This is a genomic window from Rhizobium sp. SAFR-030 (assembly GCF_059415005.1).
The window spans coordinates 242,897-262,834 of record NZ_JBPFDO010000005.1 but is presented as its reverse complement, the minus strand read 5'-3'; the positions used below and the strand labels follow the sequence as shown (position 1 = coordinate 262,834).

Below are 19,938 nucleotides of genomic sequence, written 5' to 3'. Positions count from 1 at the left end.
CCTCACATGCCAACATCCTGATGTGACACAAATGACGCATCCGCCAACAGGCTTGCGTTAACCGCGGCTTCAGCAAGTTGCTCTATTGAATTCCTGGGCGACGGCTCGTAAACCCCGGAAGCCGAGCGAGACCTCGTCAGCGCCGCGACACTCACATCATTCTCCGAAAGGCATTCCTCCATGGGCAAGTCCATCGCACTGTTTTTTGCGTGTGCGGCACTGGTTATTCTTGCAGGCTCCTTCCTGGCGCCTGGCACGGTTGCGGCCAACAAGACCGCCTGCGCACCCGCCTATGGCGTCGATCCGTGCAGCACGGGTTCGATCACGGCTCGCTGAGCCGTCACCTTTGGCCCTCGGGCCTTCGAGGCGGACCGGCCGGTCCGCCTGAGCTTTAGAAGTTCCCACTCAAGACGATTGTCTTCAGTTGAAGACCAGCAGGGCGATCAGCCCGACGGTGCCGACGGCAATACGCCAGTAGGCAAAAGGCGCAAAGCCGCGGCTGGCAACGAAATCCAGAAGAAAACGCACAACGAAGAGCGCCGTCACGAAGGCGGCGACGAAGCCCACGGCGATGATGCCGAGATCGTCGAAGCTCAGGATGTCGCGGTTCTTGTAGAGATCGAGCGCGAAGGCGCCGACCATCGTCGGCATGGCGAGGAAGAAAGAGAATTCCGCCGCCGAGCGCTTGTCCGTGCCGAGCAGCAGCGAGCCGACGATGGTGGCGCCCGAGCGCGAGGTGCCGGGGATCATCGCCAGGCACTGGAAGAAGCCGATCTTCAGGGCGAGTGACGGCGGATAATCCATCACGTCCGTGTAGCGCGGCTCGAGCTTCATCCGGTCGACGGCCAGGAGGATGAAACCACCGACGATCAGCATGACGCAGATCAACAGCGGCGTCTCGAACAGGACGGTCTTGATGAAGTCGTGCGCAAATGCACCGATGACGGCAGCCGGCAGGAAGCCGACAAGCACCGTCAGCACGAAGCGGCGCGACTGGACGCTGCTCGGCAGGCTGAGGGCTATCTGGGTGAGCTTGCGGGCATAGACGAGCAGGATCGCCAGGATGGCGCCGAGCTGGATGAGAACGGCGAAGGTATTGCCGGGCGACTGAAAGCCGAGAAACTGGCCGGCCAGAAGCACGTGGGCGGTCGACGAGACGGGGATGAATTCAGTCAGGCCTTCGATGAGTCCGAGGACGAGGGCGCTGACGATGGACTGGTCCGCCATTCTTGATCCTTTGTTAACAGGGATGATTACTATAGTGGGTAAAGCGCGACATTGGCCTACCAAACCCACCGCTCCGCCTTATGTCAGCCACATTCCGGCTTTGGTGATCGCGTGCGATTCAAGCTTATAGCAACAATTTTCCACTCCGAGTACCGATGCCCACTCTCTATCATCATCCCATGTCGTCTGCGTCGCGCTTCGTCCGGCTGATACTGGCGGAATACGGCTTTCAGACGGATCTGGTCGAAGAGCAGACCTGGGAAAAGCGCAGGGAGTTCCTGGCTCTCAATCCGTCCGGTTCGCTGCCCGTCTATGTGGACGACAGCATGCGCGTGCTGTGTGGTCCCTCTGTGCTTCTCGAATTCCTCGACGAGACGCACGGCGTGCTGAAACGCGACAGGCGTCTTCTGGCGGAAGATCCATTCCAGCGTGCCGAGATCCGCCGGCTGACGGAGTGGTTCCTGCAGAAGATGGAACAGGACGTGACCCGGCCGCTGACACGCGAGCGCGTCTACAAGCTGCAGATGAGCAATGCCCAGGGTGGCGGCGCGCCGGATTCCAAGGTGCTGCGCACGTCGCGCGCCAATATCCGCCAGCACATGAAATATCTCTCCTGGCTTGCCGCATCGCGCACCTGGCTTGCCGGCGAACGGCTGAGCTACGCGGATCTCGCTGCCGCGGCCTCCATCTCGGTACTCGACTATCTGGGCGAGATCGATTGGCAGGAGACACCGGTCGCCAAGGAGTGGTATCAGAGGCTGAAATCGCGGCCGTCCTTCCGACCGCTGCTCGCGGAGCGCATCCGCGGTATCACGCCGGTATCTCACTATGCGGATCTCGACTTCTGACACACAGCCCGCGATGCCCGCACCGTCCGACAAGCAGGCGGAGCGGAAACGCAAGCTGACGGCATTCCTGCGCGCGGAAGCCCTGGTGCAGGGGTTCGATCTCTGTCGGGTGACGCTGCCGGACGCGATCCCCAGGGCACCCGAGCGGCTGGCCGAGTTCATCGCCGCCGGCCGCCACGGCAGCATGGCGTGGATGGAAGAAACGCAGGCCCGCCGCGGCGATCCCCGGGTCCTTTGGAGCGACGTGCGCTCGATTGTCATGTTCGGCCTCAACTACGGACCGGACGAAGATCCGCGCGGCATCCTGACGAAGACCGATCGGGCGGCGATTTCCGTCTATGCGCGCAATCGTGACTACCACGACGTCATCAAGGGACGGCTAAAGGAAGTCGCGACGCGGTTTGCCGCGCGGGCCGGCGAGGACGTCAAGGTGTTCGTCGACACGGCGCCAGTGATGGAGAAGCCGCTGGCGGAGGCGGCCGGCCTTGGCTGGCAGGGCAAGCACACCAACCTCGTCAGCCGCAGCCACGGCTCCTGGCTCTTCCTCGGCAGCCTGTTCACGACGGCGGATCTCGAGATCGACGCCGCCGAGCGCGATCATTGCGGCTCCTGCCGCGCCTGCCTGGACGCCTGCCCGACAAACGCCTTTCCGGCGCCATACAAGATCGACGCGCGGCGCTGCATCTCCTACCTGACGATCGAGCACAAGGGGCCGATCGATCCTGCCCTGCGGCCGCTGATCGGCAACCGCATCTACGGCTGCGACGACTGTCTGGCAGCCTGCCCCTGGAACAAGTTTGCCGCCAGCGCCGCGGAGATGAAGCTGCGGGCGCGCGAGGATCTGAAGGAGCCGTCGATCGCCTTTCTCCTGACGCTCAACGACGCAGCCTTCCGGAGTTTCTTCAGCGGTTCGCCGGTCAAGCGCATCGGCCGCGACCGTTTCGTCCGCAACGTGCTGATCGCCGCCGGCAATTCAGGCAGGGAAGATCTGATCGACCCCTGCCTGCGCCTCATGGAGGACGGCTCGCCGGTCGTGCGCGGCATGGCGGTCTGGGCGCTCGGGAGGCTGATGCGGCCGGAACAGTTCCGCCAGCTTGCCGTTTCACGGAACCAGGACGAGCCGGAGGTGGAGGCCGAGTGGCAGAGAGCGGAATGCAGCGCATGATGATGATCTTCGGCGCCGGTTACTCCGGCCAGGCGATCGCCGCGCACGCCCGGGCAGCCGGCTTTGCGGTCGCCGGCACGAGCCGAAGCGCAGACAGGCTGGAGAGCCTGCAGCAGCAGCACATCATACCTTTGCTGTTTGACGGCATGCGCCTGTCTGCCGAGCTGGAAGCGGCGATGGCGCAGGCGACGCATCTGGTCCAGTCGATCGCGCCGGGATCGGCCGGCGATCCGCTGCTGATGCTGACCGGAGGCGACCTGCGTCGCTATTTCCCCAAGCTTTGCTGGGCCGCCTACCTGTCCACCGTCGGCGTCTATGGCGATCACGGCGGCGCCTGGGTGGATGAAGAGACGCCATGCCGGCCTGTCTCAAGACGCTCCGTCGAGCGCGTGGCGGCCGAAACCGGCTGGTGCGACGCCGGCAAGCGCGCCGATGTTCCGGTCGCGGTGCTCCGCCTGTCTGGCATCTACGGCCCAGGCCGCAACGGGTTCGTCAATCTTTCGCAGGGCACCGCCCGGCGTCTCGTCAAGCCCGGCCAGGTGTTCAACCGCATCCGGGTCGAAGACATCGGAGCGGCAAGCCTTTTTCTCAGCGCGCGGCAGGTATCCGGCATCTTCAACATCACCGACGACGAGCCGGCCCCACCGCAGGATGTGGTGAGCGAAGCGGCACGGCTGATGGGCATCGACGCGCCCGCCGAACAGGCGTTCGAGACGGCTGAACTGACGCCCATGGCGCGCTCCTTTTACGGCGAGAACAAGCGTGTCTCGAACCGGAAGATCCGCAACCTGGGATTTCAGTTCCGTTATCCCGAATATCGCGCATCGCTTGGCGATCTCTGGACGAGCGGCCGCTGGAGCGGCTGAAACCCACCATCTCCGGGCGAGACATCGGCGCTCTTCAAAAGATGAAAATTCCTACTTGGCGGCTCTATCCGGTCATCCATTCTTAAGATCTGCGGCAACGTGCCCAGAAATTTGCTGAATTTAGGCAGTTCTCGCACCCGCCGAACAAATTTTTTTCGCGTTCTTTCGTGATCCAGAGACAGACCCGATTCATGCCGGAATGCCATTCCAGTTCATGACTGATTCCGTTGAACTTTTTCCGTCCGAACACGTAGTATTACTTAGCCGGCTTCCTATCACGAATGTTACATCCATTAATATTGCGTGATCGCGACGCCCACGTTTCTGCCTTTTTTGACCCTGCTTAAGCCCGCCGCACACGAAATTGCAGTTGCTTGACAGGGGACACCTCGATTTGAAGCTCATCAAAAGTTCAATTTTTGCCGCGGCAGCCATCGCATGCACTTCGCTCATCGGCACCGCATCCGCCAACGCTGCGCCAGGTTGTGGTCACGCCTCCTGGTATGCCCTGACGTCCAAGACCGCGTCGGGCGAACGGATGAACCCGTCCAAGCTCACAGCGGCGCACAAGTCGCTCGGCTTCGGCACCAAGCTGCGGGTCACCAACAAGCGGAACGGCAAGACGGTCGTCGTCCGCGTCAACGATCGGGGCCCGTTCATCCGCGGCCGCGTGCTCGACCTTTCGAAGGCCGCCGCGCAGAACATCGGCATGGTCTCGTCCGGAACCGCGCAGGTTTGCTACGAGGTCATGAGCTGATCAGGCCTCGGCCTTGCTCTGGCCAAGGATCGCGTTTACACGCCGCATGAGCAATCAGGGGAGCGCAGCATGCGGTTGGGCGGACGGATGGCAGCAGCCATCGAAGTGTTGACGGATGTCGAGAACAGACGACGTCCGGTGGCAGACGCCCTCAAGGACTGGGGGCTGTCGCATCGTTTTGCCGGCTCGGGCGACCGCGCGGCAATCGGCAACCTCGTCTATGACGCGTTGCGCATGCGGCTTTCCCACGCCTGGCTGATGCAGGACGACAGCGAAACGGCACTGGTCCATGCTGTCCTGCTTCGCCAGTGGGGCTATACGCCGGAGACGCTTTCCGCAGAACTCCAGGACGACAAGTTCGCGCCGGCCCTGCCTGACTTCTCGGGCCTTGCGACGCGATCGCTTGAAGATGCACCGCCGAACGTCCAGGCCGACATCCCGGATTGGCTCGTCGCCTCCTTCGAACGGTGCTTCGGCGACCGCTGGCTCATCGAAGCCCAGGCCATGGCTGGCCGGCCGACCCTCGACCTGCGCGCCAACACGCTCAAGGCGTCGCGCGACAAGGTCGTCAAGGCGCTCGACAGATCCGGCGCTCGACCCACGACAATCGCCCGGCATGGGGTGCGCATCCCCGCAGGCGAAGGTGCCTCGCGTCTTCCCAACGTCACCGCCGAGCTTTCGTTCCAGAAGGGCTGGTTTGAAGTTCAGGACGAAGGATCGCAGATCGTCGCCGATCTGGTACAGCCGGCCGAGGGCCAGCAGGTTCTTGACTATTGCGCCGGTGGGGGCGGCAAGACGCTGGCTCTGTCGGCAGCCATGAACAACAAGGGCCAGGTGCACGCCTACGATGCGGACCGCAAGCGTCTGGCGCCGATCATCGAGCGCCTGCGCCGGGCCGGCACCCGAAACGTGCAGGTTCACGATGATGCCCGCGACCTCACTACATTCGAGAACCGCCTCGATGCGGTCCTGGTCGACGCACCCTGCACCGGCACCGGCACATGGCGGCGCCGGCCGGATACGAAATGGCGACTGACGCCGAAGAACATCGAGGAACGCCAGGAGCAGCAGCTCGACGCACTGACCTCCGCGGCCCGCTATGTCCGCCCCGGCGGCGCGCTGATCTATGTCACCTGCTCCGTGCTGCCGGAAGAGAACGACCAGCAGATCGCCCGCTTCTGTTCGGACAATCCGTCCTTCAGCCCCGTGCCCGTGATGCCCGTCTGGAAGACGCTGTTCGGTGCCGACGCACCGAAGCCGCATGCACCGGATGGCCGCAGCCTGACGCTCAGCCCGGCACTGACCGGAACCGACGGTTTCTTCTTCTGCCGCATGCAGAAATCCGCCTGACAGAAGCCTTTGCTCGTGGCCGGCGCGGCAGCTCCGCGCATGGCATCCCGGTAGGCTGAAAGCGTTCTAAACTAGATTGTTTGACACCAGTATCATCATCGGTCATGACAACGACTGACGGCCAAGAGACTGCCGCAGGAGGGATTATGATCCGCACGATGATCTTGAAAGCGAGCGTGGCTGCGCTGGTGGCTTCGGCTTCCGCGATTGCCACGCCATCGGCGGCTGCCGAGCCGGCCGCGGTTCTCACTCATTACGCCGACCTGGCGCATGCGAAATTTCAGGATGCGCTGACGACCGCGCAGACGCTCGACAAGGCGGTCGATGCGCTGATCGCCAAGCCCTCGGCGGAGACCATGGCTGCGGCCCGCAAGGCGTGGATCGCCGCACGCGTCCCCTATCAGCAGACGGAAGTCTACCGCTTCGGCAATCCGCTGGTCGACGACTGGGAAGGCCGGGTCAACGCCTGGCCGCTCGACGAAGGGCTCATCGACTACGTCGATCCGGCCTATGGCACGGAAAGCGACGCCAACGCCTACTTCACTGCCAATGTCATCGCCAACCCGAAGATCTCGGTGAACGGCGAGACGATCGACGCCTCAAAGATCACGCCGGACTTCATCCGCAGCCTGCACGAAGCCGGCGAAGTGGAGGCGAACGTCGCGACCGGCTACCACGCCATCGAATTCCTGCTCTGGGGCCAGGATCTGCACGGCACCGGCCCAGGGGCCGGTGAACGGCCATTCACCGATTACGACAAGGCACAGTGCACGCACGGCAATTGCGACCGGCGCGCCGACTACCTGAAGTCCGCCTCGACGCTCCTGGTGCAGGATCTGCAGGAAATGGTCGCCGCCTGGGCGCCGGCCGGCGAAGCGACGAAGGCGGTAACCGCTGATCCCAAGCAGGGCCTCACGGCCATCCTCACCGGCATGGGCTCCCTCTCCTACGGCGAACTGGCCGGCGAGCGGATGAAGCTCGGCCTGCTGCTGCATGATCCGGAAGAGGAGCACGACTGCTTTTCCGACAATACCCATGCCTCGCACCTCAACGATGCGATCGGCATCGCTTCGGCCTACAACGGCACCTACACGCGCCTCGACGGTCAGAAGCTGACCGGCGCGTCGCTGTCCGATCTCGTGAAGGCCAAGGATCCGGCACTCGACAAGGAGATGACGGCCAAGCTCGACAAGACGCTATCGGCGATGCAGGCGATGGCCGATCGTGCGGCGAAGGGCGAAGCCTACGACCAGATGATCGGCGAGGGCAATGCGGAGGGCAACGCCACCGTTCAGGCGGCCATTGACGGATTGATCGACCAGACGAAGACGGTCGAGCGGATCGTCACGGCGCTTGATCTCGGCACGGTGAAGCTCGAGGGATCGGACAGCCTCGACAACCCGAACGCGGTCTTCCAGTAAGCCACCGGAGCCGGCCGTCGGGAGATCGCTCCCGCCGGCCCCAGAGACGAGATGCTCAAGCGTCGGGTTGACAGCGCCCTCTCCAGAACCGGCCTCAGAGCCATGTTGCTGAGCCTGTCGCTCGCCGGTGGCGGGCTTTCCGGCGCAGGGTTAGGCTTTGCGTTTGCCACTGATGCCGACTTCTCGGGGCTATTTGGCCCGCGCGCCGATCTCTCCTCGGCGGACGCCGCGCGGGTGACGTCGGTGGTACTCCCGACCGCTGATTTTTCCAGACCGGAGCCTTTCGAAACGATGGCCGGTGGCGCCGGATCTTCCAATGCCCGGATCAATGCAGCGGCGTTCTCGCATCCGTCGTCGACCATACCCTTCCCCGAGCGGCAGGACTTTGCGCTCGGCAGCGCGCTGTTTTCAAAACTCTGGGTGGCCGCCCCCTCCTCGACGCAGGCGTCGGACGGGCTCGGGCCCCTCTACAATGCCCGCGCCTGCCAGAGCTGCCACATCCGCAACGGCCGCGGGCATCCGCCCGAAGGGGCTGCGGACCATACCTCGATGCTGCTGCGGCTAGCCCGGCCGGCGCGGACGGCGGAGGAGCGGGCAGCGTTCGAGCGGCACGCCGCGCCGAACTTCGGCGACCCGATCTACGGCGAGCAGTTGCAGGATCTTGCCGCTCCGGGGCTCAGCGCCGAGGGCGAGATGCAGATCGGATACGTGGAACAGCCGGTGACGCTCGGCGACGGCACTGTGGTGTCGCTGCGCCGGCCTTCCTACTCGCTCGGCAAGCTGGCTTACGGGCCACTCGATGCCGAAACCACTCTGTCGCCGCGGGTTGCTCCACCGATGCTTGGCATGGGGCTCATCGAGGCGATCCCGGAGGCGGACATCGTCGCCCATGCGGATCCAGATGATGACGACGGCGATGGTATCTCCGGTCGGCCGGCAATCGTGCGCGACCACCGCACGGACCGGCTTGCGCTCGGCCGCTTCGGCGCAAAAGCGCAGAGCGCCACGGTGCGCGACCAGGTCGCCCTGGCGTTTTCGGCGGATCTCGGCCTGTCGACACCCGATCGGCCGGACCCGTTCGGCGACTGCACCCTTGCCGAAGTCGACTGCAGGGCGCTGCCGACCGGCGTCCAACCCCGTCTCGGCAGCAGCGAGGCGCCGGATCCGGTCATGGAGCTTGTGACCTTCTACTCGCAAAATCTTGCGGTGCCGGTGCGCCGCGATGTTGGCGATCCGACCGTCCTTAGCGGCAAGGCGCAGTTCTATGCGGCTGGGTGCCCTGCGTGCCATATACCGAAATACGTCACCCGCCGTGATGCCGCGGACAAGGCGCAGGCCTTCCAGCTGATCTGGCCGTATTCGGACTTCCTCCTGCACGACATGGGCGAAGGTCTGGCGGATGGCCAGGTGGTCGGTGCTGCCGGCGGTCGTGAGTGGCGCACGCAGCCGCTCTGGGGTATAGGGCTCACGGAGGCCGTCAGCGGCCATACCTTCTTCCTGCACGACGGGCGAGCCCGCAGCCTCACGGAAGCCATCCTGTGGCACGGCGGGGAGGCAGGCGCCGCCCGGGATGCCTTCGCTGCACTGACACGCAAGGACCGCGAGGCCCTTCTCGCATTTCTGGAGTCGCTCTGATGCGCAGACTGATTGCCGCATTCCTCATGGCCGCGCTGGTCTCGACCTCCTCCACCCTGGCGCAGGATGCCCCGCCCGCCGCGGCGCCGCAGTTGACGATGGACCAGGCGAAGACGGTGATGGCCAAGGTGGTCGACGGCTTCATTCGGCCGGGCTATCGGCGATTTGCCGCTTCGAGCGCCACGCTTACCGACAGCATGCTGCACCTCTGCTCATCGCCCTCGGAGGACGAACTGAATGCTGCGCGCCACGCGTTCGAGACGGCCGCCCTCGACTGGGGGCAGATCGAGATCGTTCGGGTCGGGCCGGTGATCGACGAGGCGCGCTTCGAACGCATCCTCTTCTATCCCGACCGCAAGGGAACCGGCCTGCGCCAGGTGCAGGCGCTGCTTGCCAAGCCGGACGACATCGTCACGACGCCCGACGGATTATCGACCAAGAGCGTTGCCATGCAGGGACTGGGAGCATTGGAATTCCTGCTCTACGGCACAGACGCCGAAACCCTGTCGACGCAGCCCAACGGTTTCCGCTGCCGCTACGCTCTGGCGGTTGCCGGCAACATGCAACGGGTGGCGACCGAACTGGCGCGGCTGTGGGACGAGCCGGACGGCGTGCAGAACGACTGGAAGAACCCCGGCCGCGAAAGCGCCAGCTTCTACGATGCCGGCGAGGCGATCACCGAATTGCTGGGGATACTGGTCCATGCCGCCGAGACCGTGCGCGATCAGCGGATCGAGACCTTCTACAAGGGCGAAAACGGCAAGACCTTTCCGCGTCAGGCGCTGTTCTGGCGCTCCGATCTCACCTTCCCGATGCTTGCCGCGAACCTCAAGGGTATCCGGATGCTGCTCGACACCTCCGATATCGAGGAACTGCTGAAGCCCGACCAGCAACCCATCGTCGCCTCGATCGATGCGGATCTGGACGCGCTGCTGCATGTGGTCTCGACGGTCAATCCGGAGGTAGAGATTGCGGTCGCCCAGCCGGAGCAGCGACAGAAGCTGGATGCCCTGCTGCAGACGTCCCGGGACCTGATCCTGCGGCTCAACGACAAGCTCGGCGGCGGTCTCGGGCTCGGGGCCGGTTTCTCGTTTTCCGACGGAGACTGAGATGATCCGCAGCGGCGCCATCGACCGTCGCAGTTTCGTTCGGGCCGCCGGTATCGGCTTCCTGTCGGCGCTCGCACCGCGCCAGTTGCTGGCGCTCGAGCGGGCCGACAGCGTCTATGCCGCGGGCTTCCGCTCACCCAATGGCAGTTTCGGCATTGCCACGATCAGCGAACGCGGCGAGGTGATCGACCGCATCGACCTGCCGTCACGGGCACATGGCCTGGCATTCTGCCGGGCGAGTGGCAGAGCTGTCGCCTTTGCCCGGCGACCCGGCACCTTCGCGATGATTTTCGACCCGGCGAACCGCACAAGGCCGGTCGTCATCCATGCCCCGGAGGGCCGGCACTTTTACGGGCACGGCCATTTTTCGCCGGACGGCCGCATCCTCTATGCGAGCGAGAACGATTTCGACGGCAATCGCGGCGTCATCGGGCTCTATGATGCAGACGGCGATTTCACCCGGGTCGGGGAGTTCGAGGCCGGCGGCATCGGCACGCACGACATGACGGTGTCCGACGATGGCCGGCTGCTGATCGTCGCCAATGGCGGTATCGAGACGCATCCGGATTTCGGCCGCACCAAGCTCAACCTCGACAGCATGGTGCCATCGCTGGCGATCATCGATGCCCGCACAGGCGAAACGATGCAGCGGCACACCCTGCCCGATGCGCTGCGGCAGCTGTCGACACGCCACCTGGATCTGGACGAAGCTGGCCGGATCTGGTTCGCCTGCCAGTACGAGGGACCGCGCAGCGACCTGCCGCCGCTTGCCGGCCATTTCTCGCCAGGCGAAGACCTGCGCTTCGTCGACCTGCCGGAGAGAACGACGCGGCTGCTTGCGAACTATGTCGGGGCGATTGCCGTCAATCGGAAGGCCGGGCTCGTCGGGCTGACCTCGCCGAAGGGCAATGCGGCGGTCATTCTCGATGCTCGGTCGGGGACCGTCGTCTCGGAGCAGAGGGTTGCGGATGCGGCGGGCGTGGCGCCGTCACCCGATGGCATCGCCGTCTCATCCTACACCGGAAGGCTTGCCGAGACACGTTCCGAGCTTGCCTGGGATCAGCACCTGGTACGCCTCGGTTAACGCTGGCGAAGCTTGGCCAACGCCCTAGATGACGGCCATGAAGAAAATCCTCATCCACGTGCTGTTCATCGCCGTCGTCGTCGGGCTCGGGGCGCTGATCGGCGTCGCCAATATTCCCGGTGCCTGGTACCAGTCTCTCGCCAAGCCTCCATTCAACCCGCCCAACTGGATCTTCGGCCCGGTGTGGAGCGCGCTCTACGTGCTGATCGGCATTGCCGGTGCCCGCACCTGGCTCGCCCACCCCGCATCTAGCCGCATGCAGCTGTGGTTCGGCCAGATGGCCCTGAACTTCCTCTGGACGCCCGCCTTCTTCGGCGCCGAAAGCACGATCCTCGGGCTCATCGTCATCGTTCCGCTGCTCGCCGCCATCCTCGTCTTCATCCGCGCGAGCTGGCACCGGGACCGTATCAGCGCGCTGCTGTTTGTCCCCTATGCAGTCTGGGTGGGGTTCGCGACGCTTCTCAATCTGTCGCTGTTCGTCCTCAACTGAGGCGTCGCTTGCAGCAAGACGGCGGGCGTGCGAGTTTCGCGGTTGCGAACAGGATGGGCAGGGCATGGACGGCATAGATCCGGGAGATTTCCGCGCGCGGGTGAAGCGAAGCTTCGAGCGGCAGGAGGCGATGCGCACGATCGGCGCCGAACTAACGCGCATCGAACAGGCGACGGTCGAGATCGAGATGCCATTCGACGTCAAGCTGACCCAGCAGCACGGCTTCCTGCACGCGGGCGTGATCGCCGCCGGTCTCGACGCCGCCTGCGGCTACGCGGCCTATACGGTCATCGAGCCGGAAGCCTCCATCCTCACCATCGAGTTCAAGGTCAACCTGATGTCGCCCGGTCGTGGGGAGCGTTTTCTGTTTCGCGGCGAGATTACCAAGCCGGGTTCCACCATCATCGTCGCCGACGGCCGAGCCTATGCGATCGGCGACGGGCCGGCAAAGCTGATCGCCTCGATGAGCGGCAGCATGATGGTGATCCGCGGACGCCAGGACATCAGCGGATGACGATCGAGCCAAGCCGCATCGGCGGCAGATCCGTGCTGTTCGTCATGGCAGCGCAGGCGGAGTATGGACCGCATCTGCAGGCGCGTTTCCAACCGCTGATCACAGGCGTCGGACCGGTGGAAGCCGCCGTCTCGGTGTCGGCCTGCCTCTCGGCGCTGGCGGTCGGCGATCTTCTGCCAGATCTTGTTGTCTCGCTCGGCTCGGCCGGCTCGCGGGTCCTGGAGCAGACGGAGATCTACCAGGCCTCCTCGGTCGCCTATCGCGACATGGATGCCTCGCCGCTCGGTTTCGAGAAGGGCCGCACACCGTTCCTCGACCTGCCGGCAGCAGTCCCGCTGCCCCATGTGATCCCCGGCCTCGGCCGCGCCACACTGTCGACCGGCGCCAACATCGTCTCCGGCGCCGCCTATGATGCAATCGAGGCGGAGATGGTCGACATGGAGAGCTTTGCCGTTCTGCGCAGCTGCCAGATGTTCAACATCCCGCTCGTCGCACTGCGGGGAATTTCCGATGGAAAGGCGGAGCTGCGCCATGTCGGCGACTGGACCGAATACCTGCACGTGATCGACGAGAAGCTGGCGACCGCCGTTGATCGGCTGGTCGCGGCCCTGCAAACGGGCGAATTGCGGCCCTGACGGAGTTGCAAAAAATGCAAACCTTCATTAAAGGCTCGCCATGACCCAGATAGCGCACCCCGACAGCATCCTCATCATCGATTTCGGCAGCCAGGTGACGCAGCTGATTGCGCGCCGCATTCGTGAAGCCGGGGTCTATTGCGAGATCCATCCGTTCCAGAACGCCCGCGAAGCCTTCCTGAAGATGCAGCCGAAGGGCGTCATCTTCTCCGGCGGCCCGGCTTCGGTAACGGCTGAAGGTTCGCCGCGCGCGCCGCAGGAAGTCTTCGAGACGGGTGTGCCGATCCTCGGCATCTGCTATGGCCAGCAGACGCTCTGCACCCAGCTCGGCGGTGTTGTCGAAGGCGGCCATGCTGCCGAATTCGGCCGCGCCGACGTGGAGATCAAGAAGGAAAGCCCGCTGTTCGACGGGATCTGGGAGGCCGGTGGCCGCTACCCGGTCTGGATGAGCCACGGCGACCGGGTGACCGAGCTGCCGGACGGCTTCGAGGTCATCGCAACGTCGGAAAACGCACCCTTCGCCATCGCCGCCGACGAGAGCCGCCGCTATTACACGACGATGTTCCACCCGGAAGTGGTGCACACGCCGGACGGTGCCAAGCTGCTGTCGAACTTCGTGCACAAGATCGTCGGCCTCAAATCAGACTGGACGATGGCTGCCTACCGCGCCGAAATGATCCGCAAGATCAAGGATCAGGTCGGTTCCGAGCGGGTCATCTGCGGCCTGTCGGGCGGCGTCGATTCCTCCGTCGCGGCCGTTCTGATCCACGAGGCGATCGGCGACCAGCTGACCTGCATCTATGTCGACCATGGCCTGATGCGCCAGGGCGAGACCGAGCAGGTCGTCGGCATGTTCCGCGACGCCTACAATATCCCGCTCGTCCACGTGGACGCCTCCGATCTTTTCCTCACCGAGCTTGCCGGCGTCTCCGACCCGGAAGTGAAGCGCAAGACGATCGGCCGCCTGTTCATCGAGGTGTTCGAGGCGGAAGCCGCCAAGATCGCCACAGACGGCAAGGGCTCGCCTGCCTTCCTGGCGCAGGGCACGCTCTATCCCGACGTCATCGAGAGCGTCTCGTTCTCCGGAGGTCCTTCCGTCACCATCAAGAGCCACCACAATGTCGGCGGCCTGCCCGAGCGGATGAACATGAAGCTCGTCGAACCGCTGCGCGAGCTGTTCAAGGATGAAGTGCGCGCGCTTGGCCGAGAGCTTGGCCTGCCGGAAAGCTTCATTGGCCGCCACCCGTTCCCGGGTCCGGGCCTTGCCATTCGCTGCCCGGGTGCCGTGACCCGCGAAAAGCTCGACATCCTGCGCAAGGCGGACGCGATCTACCTCGACGAGATCCGCAGGGCCGGTCTCTACGACACGATCTGGCAGGCGTTTGCCGTGCTGCTTCCCGTCCAGACCGTCGGCGTGATGGGCGACTACCGCACCTACGACTTCGTCTGCGCCCTGCGCGCGGTGACCTCGGTCGACGGCATGACGGCGGATTTCTACCCCTACGACATGAACTTCCTCGGCCGCGCGGCAACCCGCATCATCAACGAAGTGCGCGGCATCAACCGCGTCGTCTACGACGTGACGAGCAAACCGCCCGGCACGATCGAGTGGGAGTGATTTTTCTGCCAGCCGCGGGTTTCCGAAACTACGCTGTTACGACGTAGTGACGGACTCGAATTGTAATTTCGCCGCCTAAGACATCATAGGTGGGCGTAGGTTACGTCCGGCGGCCTCGCTGCCGGACCTCTCCCCAGTTGATCAACCGCGAAACGAAAGTTCCGTCAGGGCAAATGAGGCCCATGTCGCACGACAATGCCGTGCAGGAACAGATCAACCAGATGAGCAACCCGCGATTTGGGGGAGCTCTCTTTTTCGAGCGCGATCGAAATCGCAATAACGACAGTGATGAAGTCGTCGAAAGTGACTTCCGGCCGGATCATGCCAGTTTCTTGCGCGCGCCGAAGCAGGCGATTGCCTTCGGCGGTAATCGCATTGCAACCGGGCGTGCCGCACTGAATGACCGTCCCGAGAGATGCGGCAAAGCTCCGGTAGATGCTCGTGTTGATCGCTAGATCTTCAAGATAGGCCCGTATGGCGGTGTTCGGATCGTGTTCCGGATCTCGCAGACGGCTTGTTGCCGCAACCGACAGGAACCGCTCGTTGCTGGTGGCTGCCAAGAGTTCCTCGCGTGTCGGGAACCTGCGATACAATGTGCCGATCCCAACGTTTGCGCGCTTTGCGACCTCCTCCAGCGCAACGCCTACTCCCCGCTCGAGAAACAGTTCTTCCGCCGCAATGAGAATGCGTTCGCGGTTGCGTCGCGCATCGGCCCGCAGATCAAGGTCGTCGCTCATTTTTACCTTCTCGGTCTTGTCAAATGGAGGATACCTCCATATTACAAGTGGAGCAATCCTCCACTTCAGCAAGGATACTCAGATGGTGAAGCGCTTTCAAGACAAGGTCGTGGTCATTACCGGCGGAAGCGACGGCATAGGCCTGGCAACGGCAAAAATGTTCGCTGAGGAAGGCGGCAGAGTTTATATCACCGGCCGCCGACAGGAACTGCTCGATGAGGCTGTAAAACAAATCGGCCACGGTTCTGTCGGCGTACAAGGCGATGTCACCAAAAATGCCGACCTGACGAGGCTCTACGAACGTATCGAGCGTGACCACAACAAGGTCGATGTCGTTTTTGCCAATGCCGGAATTCACGAGGTCGTTTCGCTTGAGGCAATCGACGAAGCGCACTTCGATACCGTGTTCGGCCTCAACGTTAAGGGGATGGTCTTTACCGTGCAGAAGGCACTGCCGCTGATGAGCAACGGAAGTACGATCGTCCTCAATGGCTCGATCGCCGGCTCGAAAGGACTACCGGGCCAGTCGCTTTACAACGCCAGCAAGGCAGCCGTTCGCTCTTTTGCGCGGAGCTGGACGACCGACCTCAAGGAGCGGGGCATTCGCGTCAACGTCGTGGCGCCGGGTGGCACAGAGACGCGCCTTATCCGTAGCTATCTCGATACGCGACCGGGTGCGGAAGACGCCCTTAACCAGGGGGTGCCGCTTGGGCGGTTGGGGCAGCCGGACGAGGTGGCGCGCGCGGTGCTCTTCCTGGCCTCCGCGGAGAGCAGCTTCGTCGCTGGCCACGAACTGTTCGTGGATGGCGGCGTCGCAGCCGTCTAAGGACAGACAGACGGAGCGATCCCTTCAAGGTCGGCGGCAACGGACGGCTTAGGCCAGCGCCTCGTAGACGAAGCCGTGGAAATCTGCCGGCTTGGCTCGTCCCGTAATGTCGAAGGCGAACATGCCGGCAAAGGCGCCGGTGAACGAACCGTGTTCGCCGCGACCGCCTTCGTCCGAGACGACGCCAGCGTCGAGCAGCGGGCCGAGCGGCTGCCAGTTGCCGCCCTCGCCGCTGCGGAAGAAGAACTGCAGGTCGTTGTCGCGGATATCCATGGCCAGATGCACCGGCCCGTCGGGTACGGGTTCGCCGCTCTCGACGGGGAAGACCATCCGCGCATGCGGAAAGTCGCCGGGGCACGAGAAGATCGTCACCACCCGGCCGAGCTTCTCATGCCAGGTAATCACCACCGCATGGAACTTGTGGCGGTTGTAGTAGTGCGTCAGCCCGGCAGCCTGCTGATAGGTTTCCGGCGCAAAGTCCACCACCGTCTCGGCGCGAAAGCTGTGGTGCTCCTGGCGCCGGGCGACCAGCGCCTGCTCGAACCACGAGCCGATGCTTTCACGGCCATGGAGCCTCAAGCTTCCTGGATTGTCGGTCAGCGAAAAGATCCTCTCCGGCTCCGGCGTGCGCAGCCACTGGAAATCGTCCGGCAGCTGCGGGCCGTCGAAACGATAGTCGATCCGCTTCGGCTTGGCGTGAGGCTCGGCATTGCCCGGCGACGGGACATCGACCGCCGGCACCACGCCACCATGCTCCAGATAGAGCCAGTCGTCGCGCCAGACGCATTTCTGCAACGCAGTTTCCCGTCCGAGCGTGCAGCGGCGCTGCGGCGGCATCGGTCGCCCACAGAGATGGGTGTGGTAAGCCTCGCCCGCTGGCGTCTCGACATATTGCCCGTGGCCGGCCCGCTGCAGCACCGCATCGGGTGCATCCTTCGCTGTGATGAGATGGGTGTCCGGGTGCATCTCGTAGGGACCGTCGATCGACTTCGACCGCGCCATGGTCACCGCGTGATTGTAGCCCGTTCCGCCCTCGGCGGTCGTCAGGTAGTACCAGCCGTTGCGCTTGAAGAGATGCGGGCCCTCCACCAGGCCAAGCGGGCTGCCGGCGAAGATGTTCTTGATCGGCCCCTTGAGGCTCTTTGTCCCAGCATCCCATTCCTGCATCAGGATGCCGTCGAAGGCCGGGTGCTTCGGTGCGCCGCCATAGCTCTCCGTGCGGTGGTTCCACTGCATGTTGAGGAACCACTTTCGCCCGTCATCGTCGTGGAACAGCGTCGGATCGAATCCGGACGAGTTGACGTAGATCGGGTCAGACCACTCGCCGTCGATCGTCGGCGCGGTGACGATGTAGTTGTGGGCGTCCTTGAAGTTGCCATCCAGCCGCTTGACGTCGGTGTAGACCAGCCAGAACAGACCATCCGCATAGGAGAGGCAGGGCGCCCAGACGCCGCAGCTGTCCGGGTTGCCGCGCATGTCGAGCTGGCTCTTGCGCTCCAGCGGACGGCGCACCAGCGTCCAGTTTGCCAGGTCGCGGGAATGGTGGATCTGCACGCCGGGAAACCACTCGAAGGTGGAGGTGGCGATATAATAGTCCTCGCCGACACGGCAGATCGACGGGTCCGGATTGAACCCGGGCAGGATGGGGTTGCGGATCATTGGGTCAGTCTCCTCACGGTCTTCGACCTGCAGCGCCGGCCACGGCAGATGCGCGGCCGGCGGACGGTCTCAGCGCAGCAGCGCCAGCGCCTCATCGATACCGAGTGCCGCCGGCTGTGTGCAGGTGGTCGTCATGTCGACGAACCGCCCTTCCTCGCCGGATTTCAGTATCCCCGTCATCACGTCGATACCGTGCAGCGAGCGCTCCAGCGAGCAGCGTGGATCACGCCCCTCGATCAATGCGATCGCCATGTCGGCAAGGCCGGCCGTGCGGTAATTGGCGCGCGGGCCGCGCGGGCTTTCCTGGTTTTCCTTGCCGAACGGATGATCCCAAGGCGCCAGCGGCTCGATGTCCATGCTGCGCCCGGATGCCTCTACCTTGCCGCCGAAGAAGTTCGGGTCCGGCACGTAGATTGATCCTTCGGTACCGTAAAGCTCCATGTTGGCATGCCGGTGCGACCAGACATCCCAGCTTGCCGACAAGGTGATCGTCGCTCCGCTGACGAATTCCAGCAGCGCATGGATGTTCGTGGGCGTCTCGACCGGTATCGACTGGCCGGCCAGCGGCTGGCTGGTCACGGTGCGGGTCGGGTTGGCCATCGAGGTCAGAGCCCCGACGCGCCTCACCGGACCGATGAGGTTGATGAGGTTGGCGATGTAATAGGGGCCGAGATCGAGGATCGGGCCGCCGCCGGCCAGGAAGAAGAAGCCGGGGTTCGGGTGCCACATCTCCATGCCGGGGCTCATGACATGGCAGGTGCCGGAGGTGATGCGGCCGATGCCGCCCTCATCGATATACTTGCGGGCCAACTGGTGCGAGCCGCCGAGGAATGTGTCCGGCGCGCAGCCGACCGCCAGCCCCTTGGCCTTGGCGAGCGCCCGCAGTTCCTCGCCCTCTTCCAGCGAAAGAACCAGCGGCTTTTCCGAATAGACATGCTTGCCGGCCTCGAGGATCGCCTTGGAGACGGAGAAATGCGATGCCGGAATGGTCAGATTGACGATCACGTCGAGTTCGTCGTTTGCCAGAAGTTCGTCGATCGACTGCGCCTTGACGCCATATTCCTCGGCGCGCAGTTCGGCGGCGTTGCGATTGAGATCGGCGCAAGCGAGCATCTTCAAGCCGTTGAAGAGCGGTGCCAGCGACAGGTAGGTGGTGGAGATATTGCCGCATCCGATGATGCCGACGCCCAGTTCCTTGGCCATTTGGGGCTCCGGATGTTCGAGGTTCAATAGGTATCGAAGGCTGCGGCCGACCGTGCGATCAGCCGGTCGATGTCCTTCGGATTGTCGTGTTCGAGAACGAAGTGCTTGGCCGGCGTCTGCCGGAGGGCTGCCATCAGAGCCTTCCAGTCGACCGTTCCATGACCGACATCCGCCCAGCCATCCTCATCGACATTCTCGCCCGCCGGAGCGATGTCCTTGACGTGCACGGCCTTGATGCGCTTGCCGTAGCTCTCGATCCAGGCCATCGGATCGGCGCCGCCGCGAATGACCCAGGCAATATCGGCCTCCCAGGCAAGATCGGGTCCGCCGGCAAAGATCTGCTCCTGCGGCGTCGAGCCGTCGGCAAGCGTCTTGAACTCGAAATCATGGTTGTGCCAGCCGAACACGTAGCCGGCATCCTGATAGCGCTTGCCGACCTCGCCTAGCCGCTGGCCGAAGGCGCACCAGCCGCTCGCGTCCGTGGGACGCTGGTCGGGCGCCAGATGCGGGCAGTAGATCGCTTCGATGCCGAGCGTCCTGGCGATCGTCATCGCCTGCGCCGGCTGGTTTTCCAGGAGATCGAGGCCGAAGTGACCGGTCGGCATGGTCAGGCCGTTGGCATCGAGGTCGCTGCGCAGCGCCTGCAGCGCCGGCTCGTCCAGGCTGCCGTAGATGCCGCCATAGCCCTCGACTTCCGTGTAGCCGGCTTGCGAAAGCTTCTTCAGCGTATCGGACAGCGGCGGAAAATTGCGGGCGCTGTAGAGCTGGAAACCGAGTGTCGTCATGTCTTCCTC

The 19,938-nt window shown here is 64.0% G+C and carries 20 protein-coding genes; 15 read left to right on the top strand and 5 right to left on the bottom strand.

Annotated features, from left to right (window positions below):
* Positions 1-180: 180 nt before the first annotated feature.
* On the top strand, positions 181-336 hold the full coding sequence (locus ACR65N_RS16990; protein WP_430306185.1) for a hypothetical protein: 156 nt from the start codon (positions 181-183) through the stop codon (positions 334-336).
* Between the two features lie 84 nt (positions 337-420).
* Here ACR65N_RS16990 and ACR65N_RS16985 read toward each other — a convergent pair whose 3' ends face one another.
* Entirely contained in the window at positions 421-1,227 is an 807-nt protein-coding gene (locus tag ACR65N_RS16985) for an undecaprenyl-diphosphate phosphatase (RefSeq protein ID WP_440457967.1), read from the bottom strand.
* 155 nt (positions 1,228-1,382) lie between these two features.
* Between ACR65N_RS16985 and ACR65N_RS16980 the strand changes: the two genes are divergently transcribed.
* The 13 genes from ACR65N_RS16980 (at position 1,383) to guaA (ending at position 14,719) form a co-directional block, all read left to right on the top strand.
* On the top strand, positions 1,383-2,075 hold the full coding sequence (locus tag ACR65N_RS16980) for a glutathione S-transferase family protein (RefSeq protein ID WP_430306187.1): 693 nt from the start codon (positions 1,383-1,385) through the stop codon (positions 2,073-2,075).
* 13 nt (positions 2,076-2,088) lie between these two features.
* Complete coding sequence (gene queG / locus ACR65N_RS16975; protein ID WP_440457966.1) at positions 2,089-3,240, top strand: tRNA epoxyqueuosine(34) reductase QueG; 1,152 nt, start codon at positions 2,089-2,091, stop codon at positions 3,238-3,240.
* Positions 3,237-4,106: a Rossmann-fold NAD(P)-binding domain-containing protein gene (locus ACR65N_RS16970; protein WP_440458127.1), complete on the top strand. Its 870-nt coding sequence runs from the start codon at positions 3,237-3,239 to the stop codon at positions 4,104-4,106. Before queG ends, ACR65N_RS16970 begins: the two co-directional genes overlap by 4 nt.
* Positions 4,107-4,500: 394 nt before the next feature.
* Complete coding sequence (locus ACR65N_RS16965; protein WP_430306560.1) at positions 4,501-4,863, top strand: septal ring lytic transglycosylase RlpA family protein; 363 nt, start codon at positions 4,501-4,503, stop codon at positions 4,861-4,863.
* A gap of 69 nt (positions 4,864-4,932) precedes the next feature.
* The gene (locus ACR65N_RS16960; RefSeq protein WP_440457965.1) at positions 4,933-6,213 is read left to right on the top strand and encodes an RsmB/NOP family class I SAM-dependent RNA methyltransferase; all 1,281 of its coding nucleotides are present in this window, start codon (positions 4,933-4,935) and stop codon (positions 6,211-6,213) included.
* Positions 6,214-6,359: 146 nt separating this feature from the next.
* Positions 6,360-7,634: an imelysin family protein gene (locus tag ACR65N_RS16955; RefSeq protein WP_440457964.1), complete on the top strand. Its 1,275-nt coding sequence runs from the start codon at positions 6,360-6,362 to the stop codon at positions 7,632-7,634.
* A gap of 102 nt (positions 7,635-7,736) precedes the next feature.
* Positions 7,737-9,269: a di-heme oxidoreductase family protein gene (locus tag ACR65N_RS16950; protein WP_440458126.1), complete on the top strand. Its 1,533-nt coding sequence runs from the start codon at positions 7,737-7,739 to the stop codon at positions 9,267-9,269.
* Positions 9,269-10,378 carry an imelysin family protein gene (locus tag ACR65N_RS16945; RefSeq protein WP_440457963.1) on the top strand — a complete coding sequence of 370 codons (1,110 nt, stop codon included), beginning with the start codon at positions 9,269-9,271 and terminating at the stop codon, positions 10,376-10,378. Before ACR65N_RS16950 ends, ACR65N_RS16945 begins: the two co-directional genes overlap by 1 nt.
* 1 nt (position 10,379) lies before the next feature.
* Complete coding sequence (locus ACR65N_RS16940; protein WP_440457962.1) at positions 10,380-11,462, top strand: DUF1513 domain-containing protein; 1,083 nt, start codon at positions 10,380-10,382, stop codon at positions 11,460-11,462.
* A 37-nt stretch (positions 11,463-11,499) separates the two neighbouring features.
* On the top strand, positions 11,500-11,952 hold the full coding sequence (locus tag ACR65N_RS16935) for a TspO/MBR family protein (RefSeq protein ID WP_440457961.1): 453 nt from the start codon (positions 11,500-11,502) through the stop codon (positions 11,950-11,952).
* Between the two features lie 64 nt (positions 11,953-12,016).
* Positions 12,017-12,466: a PaaI family thioesterase gene (locus tag ACR65N_RS16930; RefSeq protein ID WP_430306196.1), complete on the top strand. Its 450-nt coding sequence runs from the start codon at positions 12,017-12,019 to the stop codon at positions 12,464-12,466.
* A complete protein-coding gene (locus ACR65N_RS16925; RefSeq protein ID WP_440457960.1) occupies positions 12,463-13,101 on the top strand; it encodes a 5'-methylthioadenosine/S-adenosylhomocysteine nucleosidase in 639 nt (212 codons plus the stop codon). Before ACR65N_RS16930 ends, ACR65N_RS16925 begins: the two co-directional genes overlap by 4 nt.
* Positions 13,102-13,141: 40 nt before the next feature.
* A complete protein-coding gene (guaA, locus tag ACR65N_RS16920; RefSeq protein ID WP_440457959.1) occupies positions 13,142-14,719 on the top strand; it encodes a glutamine-hydrolyzing GMP synthase in 1,578 nt (525 codons plus the stop codon).
* A gap of 164 nt (positions 14,720-14,883) precedes the next feature.
* On the opposite strand, the gene ACR65N_RS16915 is transcribed toward guaA, so the two are convergent.
* Positions 14,884-15,456 carry a TetR/AcrR family transcriptional regulator gene (locus tag ACR65N_RS16915; protein ID WP_440457958.1) on the bottom strand — a complete coding sequence of 191 codons (573 nt, stop codon included), beginning with the start codon at positions 15,454-15,456 and terminating at the stop codon, positions 14,884-14,886.
* An 82-nt stretch (positions 15,457-15,538) separates the two neighbouring features.
* On the opposite strand from ACR65N_RS16915, the gene ACR65N_RS16910 reads away from it, so the two are divergent.
* Entirely contained in the window at positions 15,539-16,282 is a 744-nt protein-coding gene (locus tag ACR65N_RS16910) for an SDR family NAD(P)-dependent oxidoreductase (protein WP_440457957.1), read from the top strand.
* A gap of 48 nt (positions 16,283-16,330) precedes the next feature.
* Here the strand turns inward: ACR65N_RS16910 and ACR65N_RS16905 are convergent, their stop codons facing one another.
* The 3 genes from ACR65N_RS16905 to ACR65N_RS16895 form a co-directional block, all read right to left on the bottom strand.
* Positions 16,331-17,941 (bottom strand): glycoside hydrolase family 43 protein, encoded by a 1,611-nt coding sequence (locus tag ACR65N_RS16905; protein WP_440457956.1) that lies wholly within the window; start codon positions 17,939-17,941, stop codon positions 16,331-16,333.
* A 69-nt stretch (positions 17,942-18,010) separates the two neighbouring features.
* Positions 18,011-19,144: a Gfo/Idh/MocA family protein gene (locus ACR65N_RS16900; protein WP_440457955.1), complete on the bottom strand. Its 1,134-nt coding sequence runs from the start codon at positions 19,142-19,144 to the stop codon at positions 18,011-18,013.
* Positions 19,145-19,167: 23 nt separating this feature from the next.
* The gene (locus ACR65N_RS16895; protein WP_440457954.1) at positions 19,168-19,929 is read right to left on the bottom strand and encodes a sugar phosphate isomerase/epimerase family protein; all 762 of its coding nucleotides are present in this window, start codon (positions 19,927-19,929) and stop codon (positions 19,168-19,170) included.
* Positions 19,930-19,938: the final 9 nt, after the last annotated feature.